Origin of the sequence: Streptomyces sp. NPDC127595 (assembly GCF_042671685.1) — a bacterium.
In the GTDB taxonomy this organism is placed as follows: domain Bacteria; phylum Actinomycetota; class Actinomycetes; order Streptomycetales; family Streptomycetaceae; genus Streptomyces.
Genome location: NZ_JBHXWK010000006.1, coordinates 370,894 through 386,375 on the forward strand (window position 1 = coordinate 370,894; position 15,482 = coordinate 386,375).

Here is a 15,482-nt window from a genome sequence, read left to right on the forward strand (position 1 = left end):
CCCGACTCAGTCGGCTGGAAAGCACCGAAAAACAAACCCTCCCCGCGCGCCCCCACCCCACCCCACTCGGCCCCCATACGCGCGGTAACCGCACTACGCACCCCCATCTCGGGGCACTATGACGGGGTGGCAGGCGCAAGGTCGCCCCACGGAGCCACCGGGATCGGTGGCTCCAAGGGGAGTAGCCGAGGTGGCGGATCGACCCGGGTGAGCGGGTCCGTCCGTGCGGTCGGCCGCGCCCTGCACTTCCCGGTCACGGGAACCGCACGCGGCATCCGCAAGGCGACGCACGCGCACGGCGCGGGCGAGTCGGGGCTCGGGAAACTGATCGAGCTGCACGGGGTGAACGGCGCGGGCGACGTCATGATCACCGTCGCCCTGGCCTCCACCGTCTTCTTCTCGGTGCCCACGGACGAGGCCCGCGGCCGCGTCGCGCTCTACCTCGCCATCACCATGGCGCCCTTCACGCTCCTCGCCCCCGTGATCGGCCCGCTCCTGGACCGCGTACCGCACGGCCGGCGCGCCGCGATGGCGGGCGCGATGCTCGCCCGGGCCTTCCTCGCGCTGCTGCTGTCGGGCGCGGTGGTGACCGGTGGCATCGAGCTGTATCCCGCCGCACTGGGCGTGCTGGTGTCGTCCAAGGCGTACGGGGTGGTGCGCAGCGCCGTCGTGCCACGACTGCTGCCACCGGGGTTCTCCCTGGTGAAGGCGAACTCCCGGGTCACCCTCGGGGGGCTGCTCGCCACCGGTGTGGCGGCGCCGATCGGGGCGGGGCTCCAGGCACTCGGCCCGCGCTATCCGCTCTACGGCGCCTTCGTGATCTTCATCGCGGGGATGTTCCTGTCGTTCTCGCTGCCGCCGAAGGTCGACTCGGCCAAGGGCGAGGACAAGGCGCTGCTCGCGGCGGACCCGGAGCATCTGCACGGGCCGCACCTGAAGAAGGTCCCGCGCCCCGGGCTGCGTACGGTCGGCACGGCCGTCACACATGCCCTCGCGGCGAACGCCGCCCTGCGCTGTCTCTCCGGCTTCCTGATCTTCTTCCTGGCCTTCCTGATGCGCGAGCATCCGCTGGCCGGGGCGAGCGCGGCGGCCTCGCTGGCGATAGTGGGCGTCTCGGCGGGTGCGGGCAACGCGCTCGGCACGGCGGTCGGAGCTTGGCTGAAATCGCGCGCTCCCGAGATCATCATCGTGACGGTCGTCGCGTTCGTGCTGGCGGCGGCGATCATCGCCGCGGTGTTCTTCGGCGCGGTCCTGGTGGCCTGTCTGGCCGCGGTCGCCGGTTTCGCGCAGGCACTCGCCAAGCTGTCCCTGGACGCGCTGATCCAGCGGGACGTACCCGAACTCGTCCGTACGTCCGCCTTCGCGCGCTCCGAGACGATCCTGCAGATGGCCTGGGTCATCGGCGGCGGCATCGGCATGGCGCTGCCTCTGAACGGCACGCTCGGGCTCTCCGTGGGCGCCGCGATCGTCGCCACCGGCTGGCTCACCACCGTGCGGGGGCTGATCGGGGTGGCCCGGCACGGGGGCATCGCACGGCGACGCGTGGAATAGCCGCGCCGGCCGGGACCCGCCGCCCGCGGCACGCCGGACCCCGGTCCGCCTTGCAGTACCGCGGTCACGACACCCGGTACCCCGGTCCGCCTTGCCGTACCGCGGTCACGACACCCCCTACCCCGGTCCGCCGGTCGCGGCACCCCGTACCCCGGTCCGCCGGTCCGCCGGTCGCCCCCCGTACGCACCGGTCGCGGCACGCCGTACCCCACGTGGGGGGACCGGTGGACGTGCCCGATAACCTTCGCCTATGACCTCTGGATTCAGCGCCGCGCGCCGCCGTCGCGCCGTCGCCGCCGTCGGAGCCGTATCCGCCGGACTTCTCGCCCTGTCCGCCTGTGACAAGCCGACGCCGCTGGCCACCATCACGGTCGGCGACAACTCGGTGAGCTCCGAGACCGACTGCTACAACGACGGCAAGGAGGTGAAGACCGATGAGCTGGCCAAGTGCCTCAAGGCCAAGGACATCAAGTCCATCACGGTCGACCCCGACGAGACCGTGCGGTTCGGTGTGGACCCCGACATCGCCGACAAGGGCTGGACGATCCTGATGAACGGTCAGCCGCTGACCGACTCCAGCAAGAAGACGTACCGCACGATCCCCGGCAGCGTGTTCTTCAACGCGCAGTACGGCGCGAGCGGCAACTCCACGCTCGTCTCCATCAAGGAGGGCGACACGACGGTCAGCGGTCTGTGGTCCTTCACGCTCAAGAAGGACTCCTGACCACGTCCTCCGTAGCCGCGGCACGTGTCCTCGTGGCCACCGCCGTCCCGGTCGAACGGGACGCGGTGGCACAGGCGTTCGCGCCCCGGACCTTCCTTGAGGTCCAGTTCCCCGGGGCAACCCTTCACCGGGCCCCCGGCTCCCACGACCTGCTCGCCGCCGGCGTCGGTCCCGCCCTCGCCGCCGCGTCCACCGCCGCCGCCCTCACCGCGGCCGCCCTGGCGGGCACCCCGTACGACCTCGTCATCTCCACGGGCATCGCCGGCGGTTTCCAGCCCGACGCTCCCGTCGGCTCCCTCGTCGTCGCCGACGAGATCACGGTGGCGGACCTGGGCGCCGAGACAGCCGACGGATTCGTGCCGGTGACCGAACTCGGCTTCGGGGCCGTCAGTCACCGTCCGCCCCCTTCACTCGTACGAGACCTCGTGGCCGCCACGGGAGGCCGCGCCGGAACGATCCTGACCGTCTCGACGGTCACCGGCAGCGCCGCCCGCGCCGCCGAACTGCGCGCCCGCCACCCCCGCGCCCTCGCCGAGGCGATGGAGGGCTTCGGGGTCGCCGAGGCCGCCGCCGCACACGGCGTGCCCGTACTGGAGCTGCGCGCCGTCTCCAACCCCGTCGGCCCGCGCGACCGCGCCGCCTGGCGCATCGGCGAGGCGCTCACGGCCCTCACCGAGACCTTCGGGAAGCTCGCGCCCGTACTGGAGAGTTGGAACCCACATGAGCCCTGAGAAGCTGCCTGAGCCGCTGAAGATCGCGTACTCGCCCTGCCCGAACGACACCTTCGTCTTCGACGCCTGGGCCCACGACCGCGTGCCGGGCGCGCCCGCGCTCGACGTCACCTTCGCGGACATCGACATCACCAACGGCATGGCCGAGCGCGGCGAGTTCGATGTGCTGAAGGTGTCGTACGCCGTGCTGCCGTACGTCCTCGACGAGTACGCGCTGCTGCCGTGCGGGGGCGCGCTGGGCCGGGGCTGCGGCCCTCTTGTCCTCACCCGGGAAGCCGGCACGGACCTCACGGGCCGTACGGTCGCCGTGCCGAGCGAGCGGTCGACGGCGTATCTGCTCTTCCGCCTGTGGGCCGCGGACACGCTCCCCGGCGGGGTCGGCGAGGTCGTGGTGATGCCGTTCCACGAGATCATGCCCGCCGTACGGGACGGGAAGGTCGACGCGGGACTCGTCATCCACGAGGCGCGTTTCACGTACCAGAACTACGGGCTGCACAAGCTCGCCGACATGGGCGAACACTGGGAGCGGACAACCGGCCTGCCCATCCCGCTGGGCGCGATCATCGCCAAGCGCTCGCTGGGCGAGGAGCGGCTCACCGCGCTCGCCGCGGCGGCCCGTACGTCGGTCCGGATGGCCTGGGACGACCCGGAGATCTCCCGCCCCTACGTCCTGGAACACTCCCAGGAGATGGACCCGGCCGTCGCCGACCAGCACATCGGCCTGTACGTGAACGAGTTCACGGCCGATCTCGGCGACGACGGCTACGCGGCGATCAGGGGGCTGCTGACGCGAGCGGCGGCCGAGGGGCTGGTGCCGCCCCTCGGCCCGCATGCGCTGAACTTCCCGTAGACACCGTTGATACGGACGATATGAGCGATACCGGTTATACGTCGAGCTGATCGGCGACCGCTCGCAACAGACCCGCGATCTTGCTGCCGGAGGCCTTGTCGGGGTAACGGCCTCTCTCCAGCATTGGCGTGATGTTTTCGAGAAGGGTCGTCAGATCCTGGACGATGGACGCCAGTTCGTCCGGCTTGCGGCGCTGCGCGACCGCCACGGAGGGCGTCGGGTCCAGGAGGACCACCGAAAGCGCCTGGTCGCCGCGCTGGCCGGCGACGACACCGAACTCCACGCGCTGGCCGGGCTTGAGGACTTCGACTCCGGCGGGCAGGACCGAGGAATGAACGAAGACGTCGCCGCCGTCGTCGCGGGAGAGAAAGCCGAAGCCCTTCTCACTGTTGAACCACTTGACCTTGCCAGTCGGCAAAGCACACGCTCCCTCTATCGGTCCCGGACGCTCCCGGACGCCGGTTGAACCACTGTCGACCTGCCGTCGAACAACTCTACCGGGGGTCTCTCCAACCCAACACGCGTTAAAACGAGGCCGGGCACCTGCCTGTGTCGGCAGAGGCTCAAAGTGGTGGGGGCAGTGCGAGGGGCTACCCAATGTGCTGGTAAGCGGCCACGGGAGACTCCAAGAGCCTTGGCAATGCGCTGGGAGTTGTCCTCTCTCATGCAGTTGAGAACGGCTTTATGCTCCGGCGGTCCGTGCTCTTGCCGGACGCACTGTCAATGACGATCCGGGAGCAGCCGGCTTCCTTGAGAGCGTCGATCTGAAGCTGTGTCTTCGTCATCCGTCGAGGCTCGGGCGTATCCGATGTGCGCCGTTGCCGTTCCCCTCCCGGGCGCCCCTTAGGTATCCGTCGTGACTCGTCATCTGCAGGCGTCATGGCATGGGTCCGGTACGAGTCCTGGGGTCGCATGTGAGTGCGTGGATCGAATGCGTGACCTTTCGTAGGGTTGTCGTTGATCGGATGACAGCATCACGGGCGGGAGGGGCGTCGATGAGCCGGAAGCTGCCGCTCGGCGAGGGCGAGACGGCCCGCACCGCCTGTGCCCGTGGTCTGCTGCGTGGGGGCGTCGAGGAGAGGACGGGCCAATTCCTGCCCACTGGCCTGCTGGTGGAGCGGGTGGGCTGGGCGGCTGATCTGGTGTCCGGCATGGCCGCTGCCCTGCTGGCCGAGCACTGGAACACTTTCGATGTGGACGTACTGGCCGCCGGTGAGGACGCCGGAGGCCGCAGGCTGCCGTCGAAGGCCTGGATGGCCCTGCGCCGCCTGGGCTGGACGGTCGGCCCGTGCGAGGACATCCGGGTCAATGACCGCATCGTCCGGATGGCCCAGGAGTCGGCCGGACGGACACTGCGCTCCGTGAAGTGGCGTGCCGACGTGACCGACGGGGTGCTCGCCACCTGGCCCTCTGACCCTGCCAAGCGCACACCGCAGGAATGGGAAGCGGTGCGTGAGGCGGTGCCCGGCGGGCGGTCACTGCCGTCCGGCGTCATCAAGTCCCGTACCCGGCAGATCAGCGCGTTCGCCAGACGGAGCAGCCGGATGCCGGTCGACGGGTTCGAGGTGGAGGCCGCGCCCCGCACGGCGCGGATGCTGTTGCTGTCGGCGTGCGACGGGCAGCAGGCCACCATCGAACGCGCCGACGATCCGCGCCGGGCACTGCTGCGCCTGCAACTGCCGACCCGCCCTGATCCACGGTCCTACGCGGACTGGACCTGGGTAGCCTGCCCGCTCAAGCTGCCGCCGACGATTCCGGCCGACGCGCTGCTGCACCTACCGACCCTGCGCCTCCGCCAGGGCCGGGTGCGAGCCGACCTCACCTACACCCACGCCGTCCCGAAGCTGCGGCGGAGCGGACACGTGATCGCCTTGGGCGTGGACTGGGGCCTGAACACGCTGCTGTCCGCCGGCACTGCCCAGCTGCACGCCGACGGCACCATCACCACCCTCGGGGCCGGCGGCATGTTCCGCGCCGCCGGGGTTCTGGCCAAGCAGCACCGGCTGCGTCGCCAAGGCGAGCACCTGCAGGCCAAGGCCGACCAGTACCAGCGGCTGACCAGCGGAGCCGACCGGCCCGGCCTGGCGGTGAAGTACGCGGTGCTGGCCGACGAGATCCGGCATGTGTCCGACCGCCGGTCGAACCTCAACGAGGCCCTCGCTTGGGCTGCCGCGCGATGGGCCGTGGACCAGGCCATCGCCGCCGGAGCGAGTGTGATCTACGTAGAAGACCTCCGCTCGATGGAGGCCAAAGGCATGGGCCGCGCGATGAACGCCCGTCTGTCCCAGACTGTGCGCGGCCAGATCATGGACCGGATACGGCACACAGCGGCCGAGGCGGGTATCGCCGTCGTCACTGTCCCGGCCCGAGGCACCTCCAGACACTGTCCGCGGTGCCTGGTGCCACTGCGGCACCGCAAGGCCCCCGACCGGCCCACCACTCCCGGCTGGAAATGGGCGCTGTGCGGCTCTTGCGGCTGGCAGGGCGACCGCGACACGGGCGCCTGGCAACGCATCGCCGCGCGTGGCCTCACCCACCAGGCAAGGACTGCGACCGACCGCACCACAGGTTCCCTGCTGGTCCGCACAGTGATCGACACACTCGAAGCGGGCGCGGTAATCACACCCGCGCCGAAGAGCAACCGGACGGACCGGTCCAAGACCGGACCCACCCGGCACCACGCAGCACGTCCGACGCCCAGGCGACGCCGGACACCCTCCCCCACCAGACCAACAGGTCCGGCGGGCAAGCGTCCGGAGGGACACGCTCACCCGGACCGGCCCCGGCTGCCCCGCGCAGCCCACCGGCACCAGCGCGTGACGACGATCAGCACACCCAGCGCAGCCGGTCACCGGCCACGAGGAACAGCACTGGGCGCGGGCTTCCACCTACACGCCCACGCCACCCCTCCACGATGGGCAGATCCCGTACCAGACACCACGTCTGATACGGGATCACCAAGCTGATCAGCGACGCTAATGCTCCGGCGGCTGCTGACAAGACGTCGCCGGATTGTTCCTTCGCGCTGGGAACTACCCTGGTCGGGTGCGTGACAAAACCCAAGCGAATTCCGCCGAACCCGGTGACCGGCTGATCCGTGCCGGTGCCGTCGTGTTCTTCCTCGGTGCCGTGGCCACTCTGGTCACCGTGGCCCCGCTGTTGCTCGATACGGCGCCTTTCCCTACGTACATGTTCGGATTGAGCATGCTCATGGGCGTCGGCTTCCTGATGGCCGGAGCGGGGGTGTTCCAGTCGCTCGCCGCGGGACGCCGTCAGGCGCGCGAGGGCGCCGCGCGGTAGCCAGGGCAGGCCCGCAGTGGCTCCTTGTGGCAGTCCGTCAGGCCTGCGGCCGCGAGTCGAGGTAGTCCGTCAGCCACGTCGGGAACTCCGTCAGGTCGGTGAGGACCACGTCCGCGCCCGCGGCGCGCAGTTCCATGGCGTCGCACGGGCCGGTGGGGACGGCGACGGAGTACGCGTCGGCCGTGTGCGCGCCGCGTACGTCGCCGGTGTGGTCGCCGACGTACACGCTCGCGCCGTATTCGCGCAGCGCCTGTGCCTTCTGCTCGGCCCACAGGTTGCCGACGACCGCGTCCGCGTCGATCCGCAGGTGCTTCAGGTGCAGCTTCGCGTTGGGCTCCCACTTCGCGGTGACGACGACCGCCCGGCCGTCGGCCGCCTGTACCGCCGCGACGGCCTCGCGGGCGCCGGGCATCGCGGGGGTGGCCGCGATCGCGTACGTCGGGTACATCTCGCGGTAGACGTCCGCCACGGTGGCGACCTCGTCCGCGGGGAACCAGTTGACGAGCTCGTCCTCCAGGGGTGGCCCGAGCCTCGTGATGACCAGGTCGCAGTCGATGTACGTGCCCGTCCGCGCCGAGAGCGCCTCGTAGCAGGCGTGGATCCCGGGCCGGGAGTCGATCAGCGTCATGTCGAGGTCGAAGCCGACGGTGAGGGGGGTGCGGGGGCGCGATGTCATATGGGTCATTGTGCCCAGGGGGTGGGGTGGAGGGTTTTCGCCCCCTCCGCCCCTGCCCGTCCCTTGCTTCCTGGGGGCTGCCGCCCCCAGACCCCCGCTTCGGCCTGAACGGCCTCGTCCTCAAACGCCGGACGGGCTGAAACCAGTGCGCGGGGGTGGAGGGGGCGAAAAACCCACCCGTCACCGCCTCCGCTGCGACCGCCACACCAAATACAACGCCGACCCCACCGCCGCCCCCCGCACAACCCACGGCCAGGTCTGCGTGATCGCCTCGTTCAGGTGGCCCTCGAGGATCGGCTCGCCCCAGCGGCCGTTCATGCGCCCCCAGAGCCAGACGACGCCGGCCGTGGCCGCCAGGCCGGGCAGGACGAGGACGGCGCCCTTCACCTCGGCGGGCGTCAGCCGGCGGGAGGCGTAGGCGATGACCCAGCCGAGGACGAGGGCGAACCAGTTGCCGAGGACAGCGCCGGCGACGAGGAGCGCGGCGGCCAGGAGCAGGAGCGGGTTGCTCCAGCCCCCGAGGCGGGGGAGGCGGAGGAGACGGCGCCGTGGAGCCTCGGCCACGGGGACATCCACGTCGTCCGGGACAGCGGCCTTGCCCTCCGCCTCAGGTACCGCTCCCCCGACCTTCTCCTCGCCCTTCTCCGGCGGCGGCTTCAGTATCTCGGGGATCTCCACACCACCCACGAACCCGGGCACGCTCTCCCCGGGCCCGAACACGCTGCTGTCCACCCGCCACCAGTCCGGCTGCGTGGCGCTGTCGCCCAGCTCCTCCGCGCTCGCGAGATGGGGCGGGGACGGCGCGTCCTCGAGTGGGTCCGGTTCCGCGGCGCGCGGCTTCGGGACAACGCGGCGCAGGCCCTTGGGGCGGGGCTGCGGGGCGTCGGCCTGACGCTGGGTGGGGACGGCGGCCCAGGTTCCCGTCCCGCCGGCCGCCTCCCCGGGGGTGCCGGCGCCCGCGGCGTCGACGATCTCGTCCGGGGTGCCCAGGCGGTCGAGGATCCGGCGGACGGCGGCGGGGCTGTCGCCGGTCGCCTTCGCCCTGCGCCGGTCGATCTCGTTGCGCAGTTCCGACACGAGCCGCATGCGCGTCGCGGACGGCACCTGGCGCTGCTGGGCCAGGTCTCCGACCCGGCTCAGGTAGTCGTAGACCAGCTGGTCGCTCTCAATCCCCACGAAGTCCCCTCCGGGGCGCACGCGTTGCATACTCCGTGGTCACGACGGTACCGGGTTTTCCGCACCAGCCGCTGCCGGGGCGGCCGGCCCTTCCCGTGCCCACGGGGTCAGGGCCTGGACATCGCCCCGGCCCAGGGAGGTCAGGGGCACAGGAGCCGAAACCCGCTACCGTTGGCCGGATGAGCACCGAGGAGCACCCCACGCGCCCAGGCGGCACGGACCCCGCCCCCGCGGGGAACGCCCCCGCGGGGAACGCTCCGCGTTCGCTGGCGGAAGCCCTCCGTACACGCGACGACGCCTCGCTGGCCGCGCTCCTCCGTGCCCGCCCGGACCTGATCACCCCCGTCCCCACGGACCTGACGCAGCTCGCCACCCGGGCGGGCACGCGCGCGTCGGTGGTGCGTGCGCTGGAGCGCCTGGACCGGTTCGCCCTGCAGACGGCGGAGGCCCTGGCCGTGGCCTCGGAACCGGCGGCGTACGACGAGCTGCTCGCCCTGCTGGCGGGCGACGACCGCGACCCGGCGGTCATCGCGGCCTTCCCGCGCGCCCTGGGCACGCTCCGCGAGCAGGCTCTCGTCTGGGGGCCCGACGACCGGCTGCGTCTCGTGCGCACGGCCCGTGAGCTGCTCGCGCCGGTCCCGCAGCATCCGTCCCCGACGGGCCTGGGGCCGACGGTCGCGGAGGCCACGGCGGGCATGTCGCCGGGCCGGATCCAGGAGATCGTGACGGCGGCCGGGCTGCCGAGCACCCATGACTCCGTGTCGGCCAGGGCGGCGCTGGCCGGCCTGTTCACGGACCGCACCAGGATGTCGGCGCTCCTGGACAGCGCCCCGGCCGAGTCCGTGGACGTGCTGTCCCGGCTGGTGTGGGGGCCGCCGTACGGGCAGGTGACCGCCGATCCGGCACGCCATCTGCGCTGGCTGATCGACCGGGGGCTGCTGCTGCCGACGGCGCCCGGCACGGTCGTACTGCCCCGTGAGGTGGCCCTGCACCTGCGGGCGGGCCGCGCGCACCGGGAGACGGCGCCGGTGGCGCCGACGGTCGAGGCCGCGGCGACGCACCGTCCACAGGTTGTGGACAGCACCGCGGCCGGCCAGGCGTACACCGCCCTTGCCACCGTCGAGGAGCTGCTGAAGGACTGGCACGAGGGCGGGCCTGCCGTGCTGCGCGCGGGCGGGCTGAGTGTGCGGGATCTGAAGCGGACGGCGGTGGCGCTGGACGTGTCGGAGCCGGTGGCCGCGTTCTGGGTCGAACTCGCCTATGCGGCGGGCCTGTTGGCGTCGGACGGCGCGACGGAGGAGCGGTACGCGGCGACACCCGCGTACGACGAGTGGCTGGAGCTGCCTTCCGCCGAGCGCTGGGTGCGGCTCGCCTCGGCGTGGCTGGCTTCGACCCGTGCGCCGGGTCTGGTCGGCGGGCGGGACGCGAAGGACCGTACGTTGTCGGCGCTCGGCCCCGGCCTTGACCGCTCCGCGGCCTCCGAGGTCCGCCACCGCGTCCTCGCCCTGCTGGCCACTCTCCCCGAGGGCGCCTCCCCCGCCGCGGCCTCCGTCCTCGCGCGCCTCCAGTGGGAACGCCCGCTGCGGAGCCCGCAGTCGACGGACGACCTGCGCACCCGGCTCGCCCGCTGGACCCTGTCCGAGGCGGAGTCGCTGGGCGTGACGGGCCGGGGGGCGCTGTCGGCTCAGGGGCGGGCGCTGCTCGGTCTGCCGCCGGCGGTCGACGGCCCAGGACGCGTCGGCCACGACGCCGGTACCAAAACCGGCCACAACGCCGGACCCGCGGGCGGCCACCACGCCGGTACCGCAACCGACCACAACGCCGGTTCCGCGCACGGCTACAACGCCGGTACCGCAACCAACCAGAACGCCGTCGCCGCGCCCGGTCCCGGCCCCGGCCCCGGCCCCGGTGACAAGCTCCCCGTCCACAAGCGCCCCCACCCCGCCCCCGAGTCCCCCCGCACCCCCGCCGAGCAGGCCGCTGCCGCCGCCCAGGCGGCCCGGCTCCTCGCCCCGCTCCTGCCGGAGCCGCTGGACCACGTCCTCCTCCAGGCGGACCTGACGGCGGTCGCGCCGGGCCCGCTGCAACGGCCGCTCGCCGACACGCTCGGCGTTCTCGCGGACGTCGAGTCGAAGGGCGGGGCGACGGTCTACCGCTTCACGCCGGGGTCGGTGCGGCGGGCGCTGGACGCGGGCCGGTCGGCGTCGGACCTGCACGCGTTCCTCGCGGCGCATTCGCGGACGCCCGTCCCGCAGCCGCTCACGTATCTGATCGACGATGTGGCGCGCAGGCACGGCCATCTGCGGATCGGCTCGGCGTCGGCGTATGTGCGGTGCGACGACGACTCGATGCTGAACGAGATCCTCGCCGACAAGCGGTCGCAGGTGCTGCGCCTGAGACGCCTCGCGCCGACCGTGCTCGCCGCGCAGGCCGATCCGGGGGCGCTCCTCGAAGGGCTGCGGGCGATGGGCTTCGCGCCCGCCGCCGAGTCCGCGGAGGGCGACGTCCTGATCACGCGCGCGCACGCCCACCGCACCCCGCCGCGCTCCGCCCCCGCGCCGGTCCCGGACGGCCCGCCGGTTCCCGACGCCACCCTGCTCGGCGCCGCCGTCCGAGCCATCCGGGCCGGCGACCTGGCGTCCACGGCGCCCCGCAAGCCCACCTCGGACGGCGGGCCCGGCAGCGGTGACCTCCCCCGCACCAGCCCCGCCGAGACCCTCGCCACCGTGCAGGCCGCGGTGATGACCGGCGAGGCCCTCTGGATCGGCTACGTCAACGCGGAGGGCACCGCCACCCAGCGGGTCATCGCCCCGATCCGTGTCGAGGGCGGTTTCGTGACGGCGTACGACCACACGGCGGACGAGGTACGGACGTATCCGCTGCACCGCGTCACCGGGGTCGCGGAACTGGCCGACGGGCAGGCCTGAGCCGCCGGACAAGTGTGAGCGACCGGCCACCACGCATGATCGTCCGCCGGTGATGCACACTGGACGTTTGGCCAAGCACCCGCGCATGGGTGCCGCCGCGCAGAAAGGTACGGGCGTGAACGGACCTCTCATCGTCCAGAGCGACAAAACACTCCTGCTCGAAGTCGACCACGAGAACGCCGACGCGTGCCGTCGGGCCATCGCGCCGTTCGCCGAGCTGGAGCGGGCGCCCGAGCACATCCACACCTACCGGGTGACGCCGCTCGGGCTGTGGAACGCGCGGGCGGCCGGGCACGACGCCGAGCAGGTCGTGGACGCGCTCGTCGAGTTCAGCCGCTATCCCGTGCCGCACGCGCTGCTGGTGGACATCGCGGAGACGATGGACCGCTACGGACGGCTCACCCTCAGCAAACACCCCGCCCACGGCCTGGTCCTCACCACCACCGACCGGCCGATCCTGGAGGAGATCCTGCGGTCCAAGCGGGTCGCGCCACTGGTCGGCAACAGGATCGACCCGGACACGGTCGCCGTGCACCCCTCCGAGCGCGGGCAGATCAAGCAGACGCTGCTGAAGCTGGGCTGGCCGGCCGAGGACCTCGCCGGGTACGTCGACGGCGAGGCGCACGCGATCGAGCTGGACGAGACGGGGTGGGCGCTGCGGCCCTACCAGCGGCAGGCCGTGGAGAACTTCTGGCACGGCGGCAGCGGAGTCGTCGTCCTCCCCTGCGGCGCCGGCAAGACCCTCGTCGGCGCCGGGGCGATGGCCGAGGCCAAGGCCACCACGCTCATCCTCGTCACGAACACCGTCTCGGCCCGGCAGTGGAAGCACGAGCTGGTGAAGCGGACGTCGCTGACCGAGGAGGAGATCGGCGAGTACAGCGGTACGCGCAAGGAGATCCGGCCCGTCACGATCGCGACCTACCAGGTGCTGACGACGAAGCGGAAGGGTGTCTATCCGCACCTGGAGCTCTTCGACTCGCGCGACTGGGGGCTCATCCTCTACGACGAGGTGCATCTGCTGCCCGCGCCCGTCTTCAAGTTCACGGCGGACCTGCAAGCGCGCCGCCGTCTCGGTCTCACCGCGACCCTCGTGCGCGAGGACGGCCGTGAGTCGGACGTGTTCTCGCTCATCGGGCCGAAGCGGTTCGACGCTCCGTGGAAGGAGATCGAGGCGCAGGGGTACATCGCGCCCGCCGACTGCGTCGAGGTCCGCGTCAATCTCACGGAGACCGAGCGGCTCGCGTACGCGACCGCCGAGTCCGAGGAGAAGTACCGCTTCTGTGCGACGACCGCGACGAAGCGGAAGGTGACGGAGGCGCTGGTACGGCGGTTCGCTGGGCAGCAGATCCTGGTGATCGGCCAGTACATCGACCAACTCGACGAGCTGGGCGAGCACTTGAACGCGCCGGTCATCAAGGGCGAGACGAGCAACGCGCAGCGCGAGAAGCTGTTCGGCGCCTTCCGTGAGGGCGAGATCTCCGTCCTCGTGGTGTCCAAGGTCGCGAACTTCTCCATCGACCTGCCCGAGGCGACCGTCGCCATCCAGGTGTCGGGGACCTTCGGTTCCCGGCAGGAGGAGGCACAGCGGCTGGGGCGCGTACTGCGGCCGAAGGCCGACGGTCACCAGGCGCACTTCTACTCCGTCGTCGCCCGCGACACCATCGACCAGGATTTCGCCGCCCACCGGCAGCGGTTCCTGGCGGAGCAGGGGTACGCCTACCGGATCATGGACGCCGACGAGTTGCTGGCGGCGGACAAGGACAACTGAGATAGCCGAGACAACCGAGACAACTGAGAGCCCAGTACCGCGAGTCCCAGGAGCGCGTAGGGCGAGGCCATCACCTGCTGCCACCAAGGGAGTTGCAGGTCCAGGTCGCCCTGGTGCGGGACCAGCCATAGGGTGCGGGCCGTGAAGACGACCGTCACGGCGGCGGCCAGGTGGCGGCGGTTCTCGGCATAGAGCACGACGATCAGCGGTACGCACCACACCCAGTGGTGCGACCAGCTGATCGGGCAGACGAGGAGGGCCGTGGTGGCGGTGAGCAGGATGCCCCAGCGGTCCTCGGGGGTGCGGCGGGCGAGCCAGAGGCCCGCGCAGCCGACGGCCGTGGCGGGCAGCACCCAGGCGAGGCCGGGCGAGGGCTCCCCCAGGGCGCGGGCGACCAGCCCCTGGAGCGACTGGTTGTCGACGATCCACACCTTGCCGACGCGGCCCGTCTCGTACAGCCGCCGGGTCCAGAAGTCGACGCTGGCGGCGGGGAGTACGAGCGCGCCGAGCAGTACGGTCCCGGCGAAGGCCGACCCGGCGGTGGCCGCTTCCCGTCGGCGGCCTCTGAGCAGCAGATACGCGATGAAGAGGGCCGGGGTCAGTTTCACTCCGGCGGCGATGCCGAGCGCGATTCCCTTGCCCCGGGCGCCTGTTGGCCGGGTGAGGTCCCAGAGGATCAGCACGGCGAGGGCGAGGTTGATCTGGCCGAACAGGACGGTCTGGAAGACGGGTTCGAGCCAGAGGGCGAGGGCGGTGGCGGCGCAGACGGCGGAGGTCTTCGCGGGCAGGTCCGCGAGACGGCAGGAGAGCCGGACCAGCGCGGCCAGCAGGACCACGTTCCCGGCGACGAAGGCCAGTTTGAGGGCGGCGAGCGGGAGCCAGGTCGTCGGTACGAAGAGGAGCGCCGCGAAGGGCGGGTAGGTCGCGGGCAGCCGCCACCGGGTGACGGTGAACCCGTAGAGATCCGTGCCGTTCGCCACGGCAGCGCCTTCGGCCCGGTAGACGAGTACGTCGGCCATGGGGGCGTGGGTGAGGACACACAGCGCGGAGAAGGCGGCGAGGGAGACGAGCGAGGTGAGCGAGACGGTCAGCAGGGCGCGCGCGGAGGCGACTTCGGTGGGTGAGTGGTCGATCACATTCCGTTGGAGCACGGAGTGACCCTAGTGTCCGGGCAGTTCGGCCCGGCGTACGGCTCACCGCTGCGGGTTGGCCATACGGCTCACCGCTGCGGGTTGGTCATACGGCTCACCGTCGCCGTACGCCCGCCTCCTCTCCGTACTCGCCGAGGAGGACCACGCTGAGGGCGGCGCCCGCGAAGACCTTGACGGCGCGCAGGGCGTCGCCGACGCGGTGGCGGCGGTGGGTGCCGGAGGCGGCTGTGGCGCCGGCGCGGGCAGAGGGGCCTGGGGTGAAGGTAGCTGCGCTCATGTATCCATGGTGGAACTCGCGGCCCCGGATGGCGTCGGCCTCCCGACCGAACCTCGGCGGTCCCGTCGTACGCCTGTGGGCCGCCCCTCGTACGTCTCACGACGGACGCCGACCCCTAGGGTCCTCGGCCGCACCACCCTGAGGCCGCGAAACAGGCGTACGCCTGAAGCAGGGAAACCTGCGTAGGTCTAGCTCCGCGGCCGAGAAACAGGCGCACCCACGAGGCCGGGAAAAAGGGTTGGCCCCGACCTCCCCCACTCGCCTAGAATCTCCGCTCTTGCCCGCCTCCCAGCTCGGAGCGCCGCCGTCCGGACGGAAACCGGACGGCATCCAGGAATCACCCACACCGCA

Annotated in this window: 13 protein-coding genes; 8 read left to right on the plus strand and 5 right to left on the minus strand. The window is 71.8% G+C overall.

The window, feature by feature from the left end; translation table 11 throughout:
• The first annotated feature begins 126 nt into the window (after positions 1-126).
• From ACFVKT_RS21570 to ACFVKT_RS21585, 4 genes are all read left to right on the plus strand, one after another.
• On the plus strand, positions 127-1,551 hold the full coding sequence (locus ACFVKT_RS21570; protein WP_385733797.1) for an MFS transporter: 1,425 nt from the start codon (positions 127-129) through the stop codon (positions 1,549-1,551).
• A gap of 250 nt (positions 1,552-1,801) precedes the next feature.
• On the plus strand, positions 1,802-2,275 hold the full coding sequence (locus tag ACFVKT_RS21575; RefSeq protein WP_385733799.1) for a DUF2771 domain-containing protein: 474 nt from the start codon (positions 1,802-1,804) through the stop codon (positions 2,273-2,275).
• Positions 2,245-3,006, plus strand: coding sequence for a futalosine hydrolase (locus tag ACFVKT_RS21580; protein ID WP_385733801.1), 762 nt, complete (start codon positions 2,245-2,247; stop codon positions 3,004-3,006). Before ACFVKT_RS21575 ends, ACFVKT_RS21580 begins: the two co-directional genes overlap by 31 nt.
• Positions 2,996-3,856, plus strand: a complete 861-nt coding sequence (locus tag ACFVKT_RS21585; protein WP_385733803.1) for a 1,4-dihydroxy-6-naphthoate synthase — start codon at positions 2,996-2,998, stop codon at positions 3,854-3,856. The genes ACFVKT_RS21580 and ACFVKT_RS21585 overlap by 11 nt, the downstream gene beginning before the upstream one ends.
• 34 nt (positions 3,857-3,890) lie before the next feature.
• Here the strand turns inward: ACFVKT_RS21585 and ACFVKT_RS21590 are convergent, their stop codons facing one another.
• A complete protein-coding gene (locus ACFVKT_RS21590; protein ID WP_365432565.1) occupies positions 3,891-4,274 on the minus strand; it encodes a cold-shock protein in 384 nt (127 codons plus the stop codon).
• 577 nt (positions 4,275-4,851) lie between these two features.
• On the opposite strand from ACFVKT_RS21590, the gene ACFVKT_RS21595 reads away from it, so the two are divergent.
• Both ACFVKT_RS21595 and ACFVKT_RS21600 read left to right on the plus strand, forming a co-directional pair.
• On the plus strand, positions 4,852-6,822 hold the full coding sequence (locus ACFVKT_RS21595) for a zinc ribbon domain-containing protein (RefSeq protein ID WP_385733805.1): 1,971 nt from the start codon (positions 4,852-4,854) through the stop codon (positions 6,820-6,822).
• A gap of 79 nt (positions 6,823-6,901) precedes the next feature.
• Positions 6,902-7,156: a hypothetical protein gene (locus ACFVKT_RS21600; RefSeq protein ID WP_385733807.1), complete on the plus strand. Its 255-nt coding sequence runs from the start codon at positions 6,902-6,904 to the stop codon at positions 7,154-7,156.
• Positions 7,157-7,193: 37 nt separating this feature from the next.
• Here the strand turns inward: ACFVKT_RS21600 and ACFVKT_RS21605 are convergent, their stop codons facing one another.
• Entirely contained in the window at positions 7,194-7,841 is a 648-nt protein-coding gene (locus tag ACFVKT_RS21605; RefSeq protein WP_385733809.1) for an HAD family hydrolase, read from the minus strand.
• Positions 7,842-8,012: 171 nt separating this feature from the next.
• On the minus strand, positions 8,013-9,008 hold the full coding sequence (locus ACFVKT_RS21610; RefSeq protein ID WP_385733810.1) for a hypothetical protein: 996 nt from the start codon (positions 9,006-9,008) through the stop codon (positions 8,013-8,015).
• A 179-nt stretch (positions 9,009-9,187) separates the two neighbouring features.
• On the opposite strand from ACFVKT_RS21610, the gene ACFVKT_RS21615 reads away from it, so the two are divergent.
• Together ACFVKT_RS21615 and ACFVKT_RS21620 are read left to right on the plus strand one after the other, a co-directional pair.
• Positions 9,188-11,935: a helicase-associated domain-containing protein gene (locus ACFVKT_RS21615; RefSeq protein ID WP_385733812.1), complete on the plus strand. Its 2,748-nt coding sequence runs from the start codon at positions 9,188-9,190 to the stop codon at positions 11,933-11,935.
• Positions 11,936-12,050: 115 nt separating this feature from the next.
• Positions 12,051-13,703: a DNA repair helicase XPB gene (locus ACFVKT_RS21620; protein WP_385733814.1), complete on the plus strand. Its 1,653-nt coding sequence runs from the start codon at positions 12,051-12,053 to the stop codon at positions 13,701-13,703.
• Here ACFVKT_RS21620 and ACFVKT_RS21625 read toward each other — a convergent pair.
• Both ACFVKT_RS21625 and ACFVKT_RS21630 read right to left on the minus strand, forming a co-directional pair.
• A complete protein-coding gene (locus ACFVKT_RS21625; RefSeq protein WP_385734224.1) occupies positions 13,652-14,722 on the minus strand; it encodes a glycosyltransferase 87 family protein in 1,071 nt (356 codons plus the stop codon). The genes ACFVKT_RS21620 and ACFVKT_RS21625 overlap by 52 nt on opposite strands.
• Positions 14,723-14,948: 226 nt before the next feature.
• The gene (locus ACFVKT_RS21630; protein ID WP_385733816.1) at positions 14,949-15,131 is read right to left on the minus strand and encodes a hypothetical protein; all 183 of its coding nucleotides are present in this window, start codon (positions 15,129-15,131) and stop codon (positions 14,949-14,951) included.
• Between the last annotated feature and the right edge of the window lie 351 nt (positions 15,132-15,482).

Bases quoted from the DNA above. Each gene is read 5' to 3' on its own strand.
- ACFVKT_RS21575 (WP_385733799.1), top strand. From the start codon at position 1,802: ATGACCTCTGGATTCAGCGCCGCGCGCCGCCGTCGCGCCGTCGCCGCC.
- ACFVKT_RS21585 (WP_385733803.1), top strand. From the start codon at position 2,996: ATGAGCCCTGAGAAGCTGCCTGAGCCGCTGAAGATCGCGTACTCGCCC.
- ACFVKT_RS21595 (WP_385733805.1), top strand. From the start codon at position 4,852: ATGAGCCGGAAGCTGCCGCTCGGCGAGGGCGAGACGGCCCGCACCGCC.
- ACFVKT_RS21605 (WP_385733809.1), bottom strand. From the start codon at position 7,841: ATGACCCATATGACATCGCGCCCCCGCACCCCCCTCACCGTCGGCTTC.
- ACFVKT_RS21615 (WP_385733812.1), top strand. From the start codon at position 9,188: ATGAGCACCGAGGAGCACCCCACGCGCCCAGGCGGCACGGACCCCGCC.
- ACFVKT_RS21625 (WP_385734224.1), bottom strand. From the start codon at position 14,722: ATGGCCGACGTACTCGTCTACCGGGCCGAAGGCGCTGCCGTGGCGAAC.
- ACFVKT_RS21630 (WP_385733816.1), bottom strand. From the start codon at position 15,131: ATGAGCGCAGCTACCTTCACCCCAGGCCCCTCTGCCCGCGCCGGCGCC.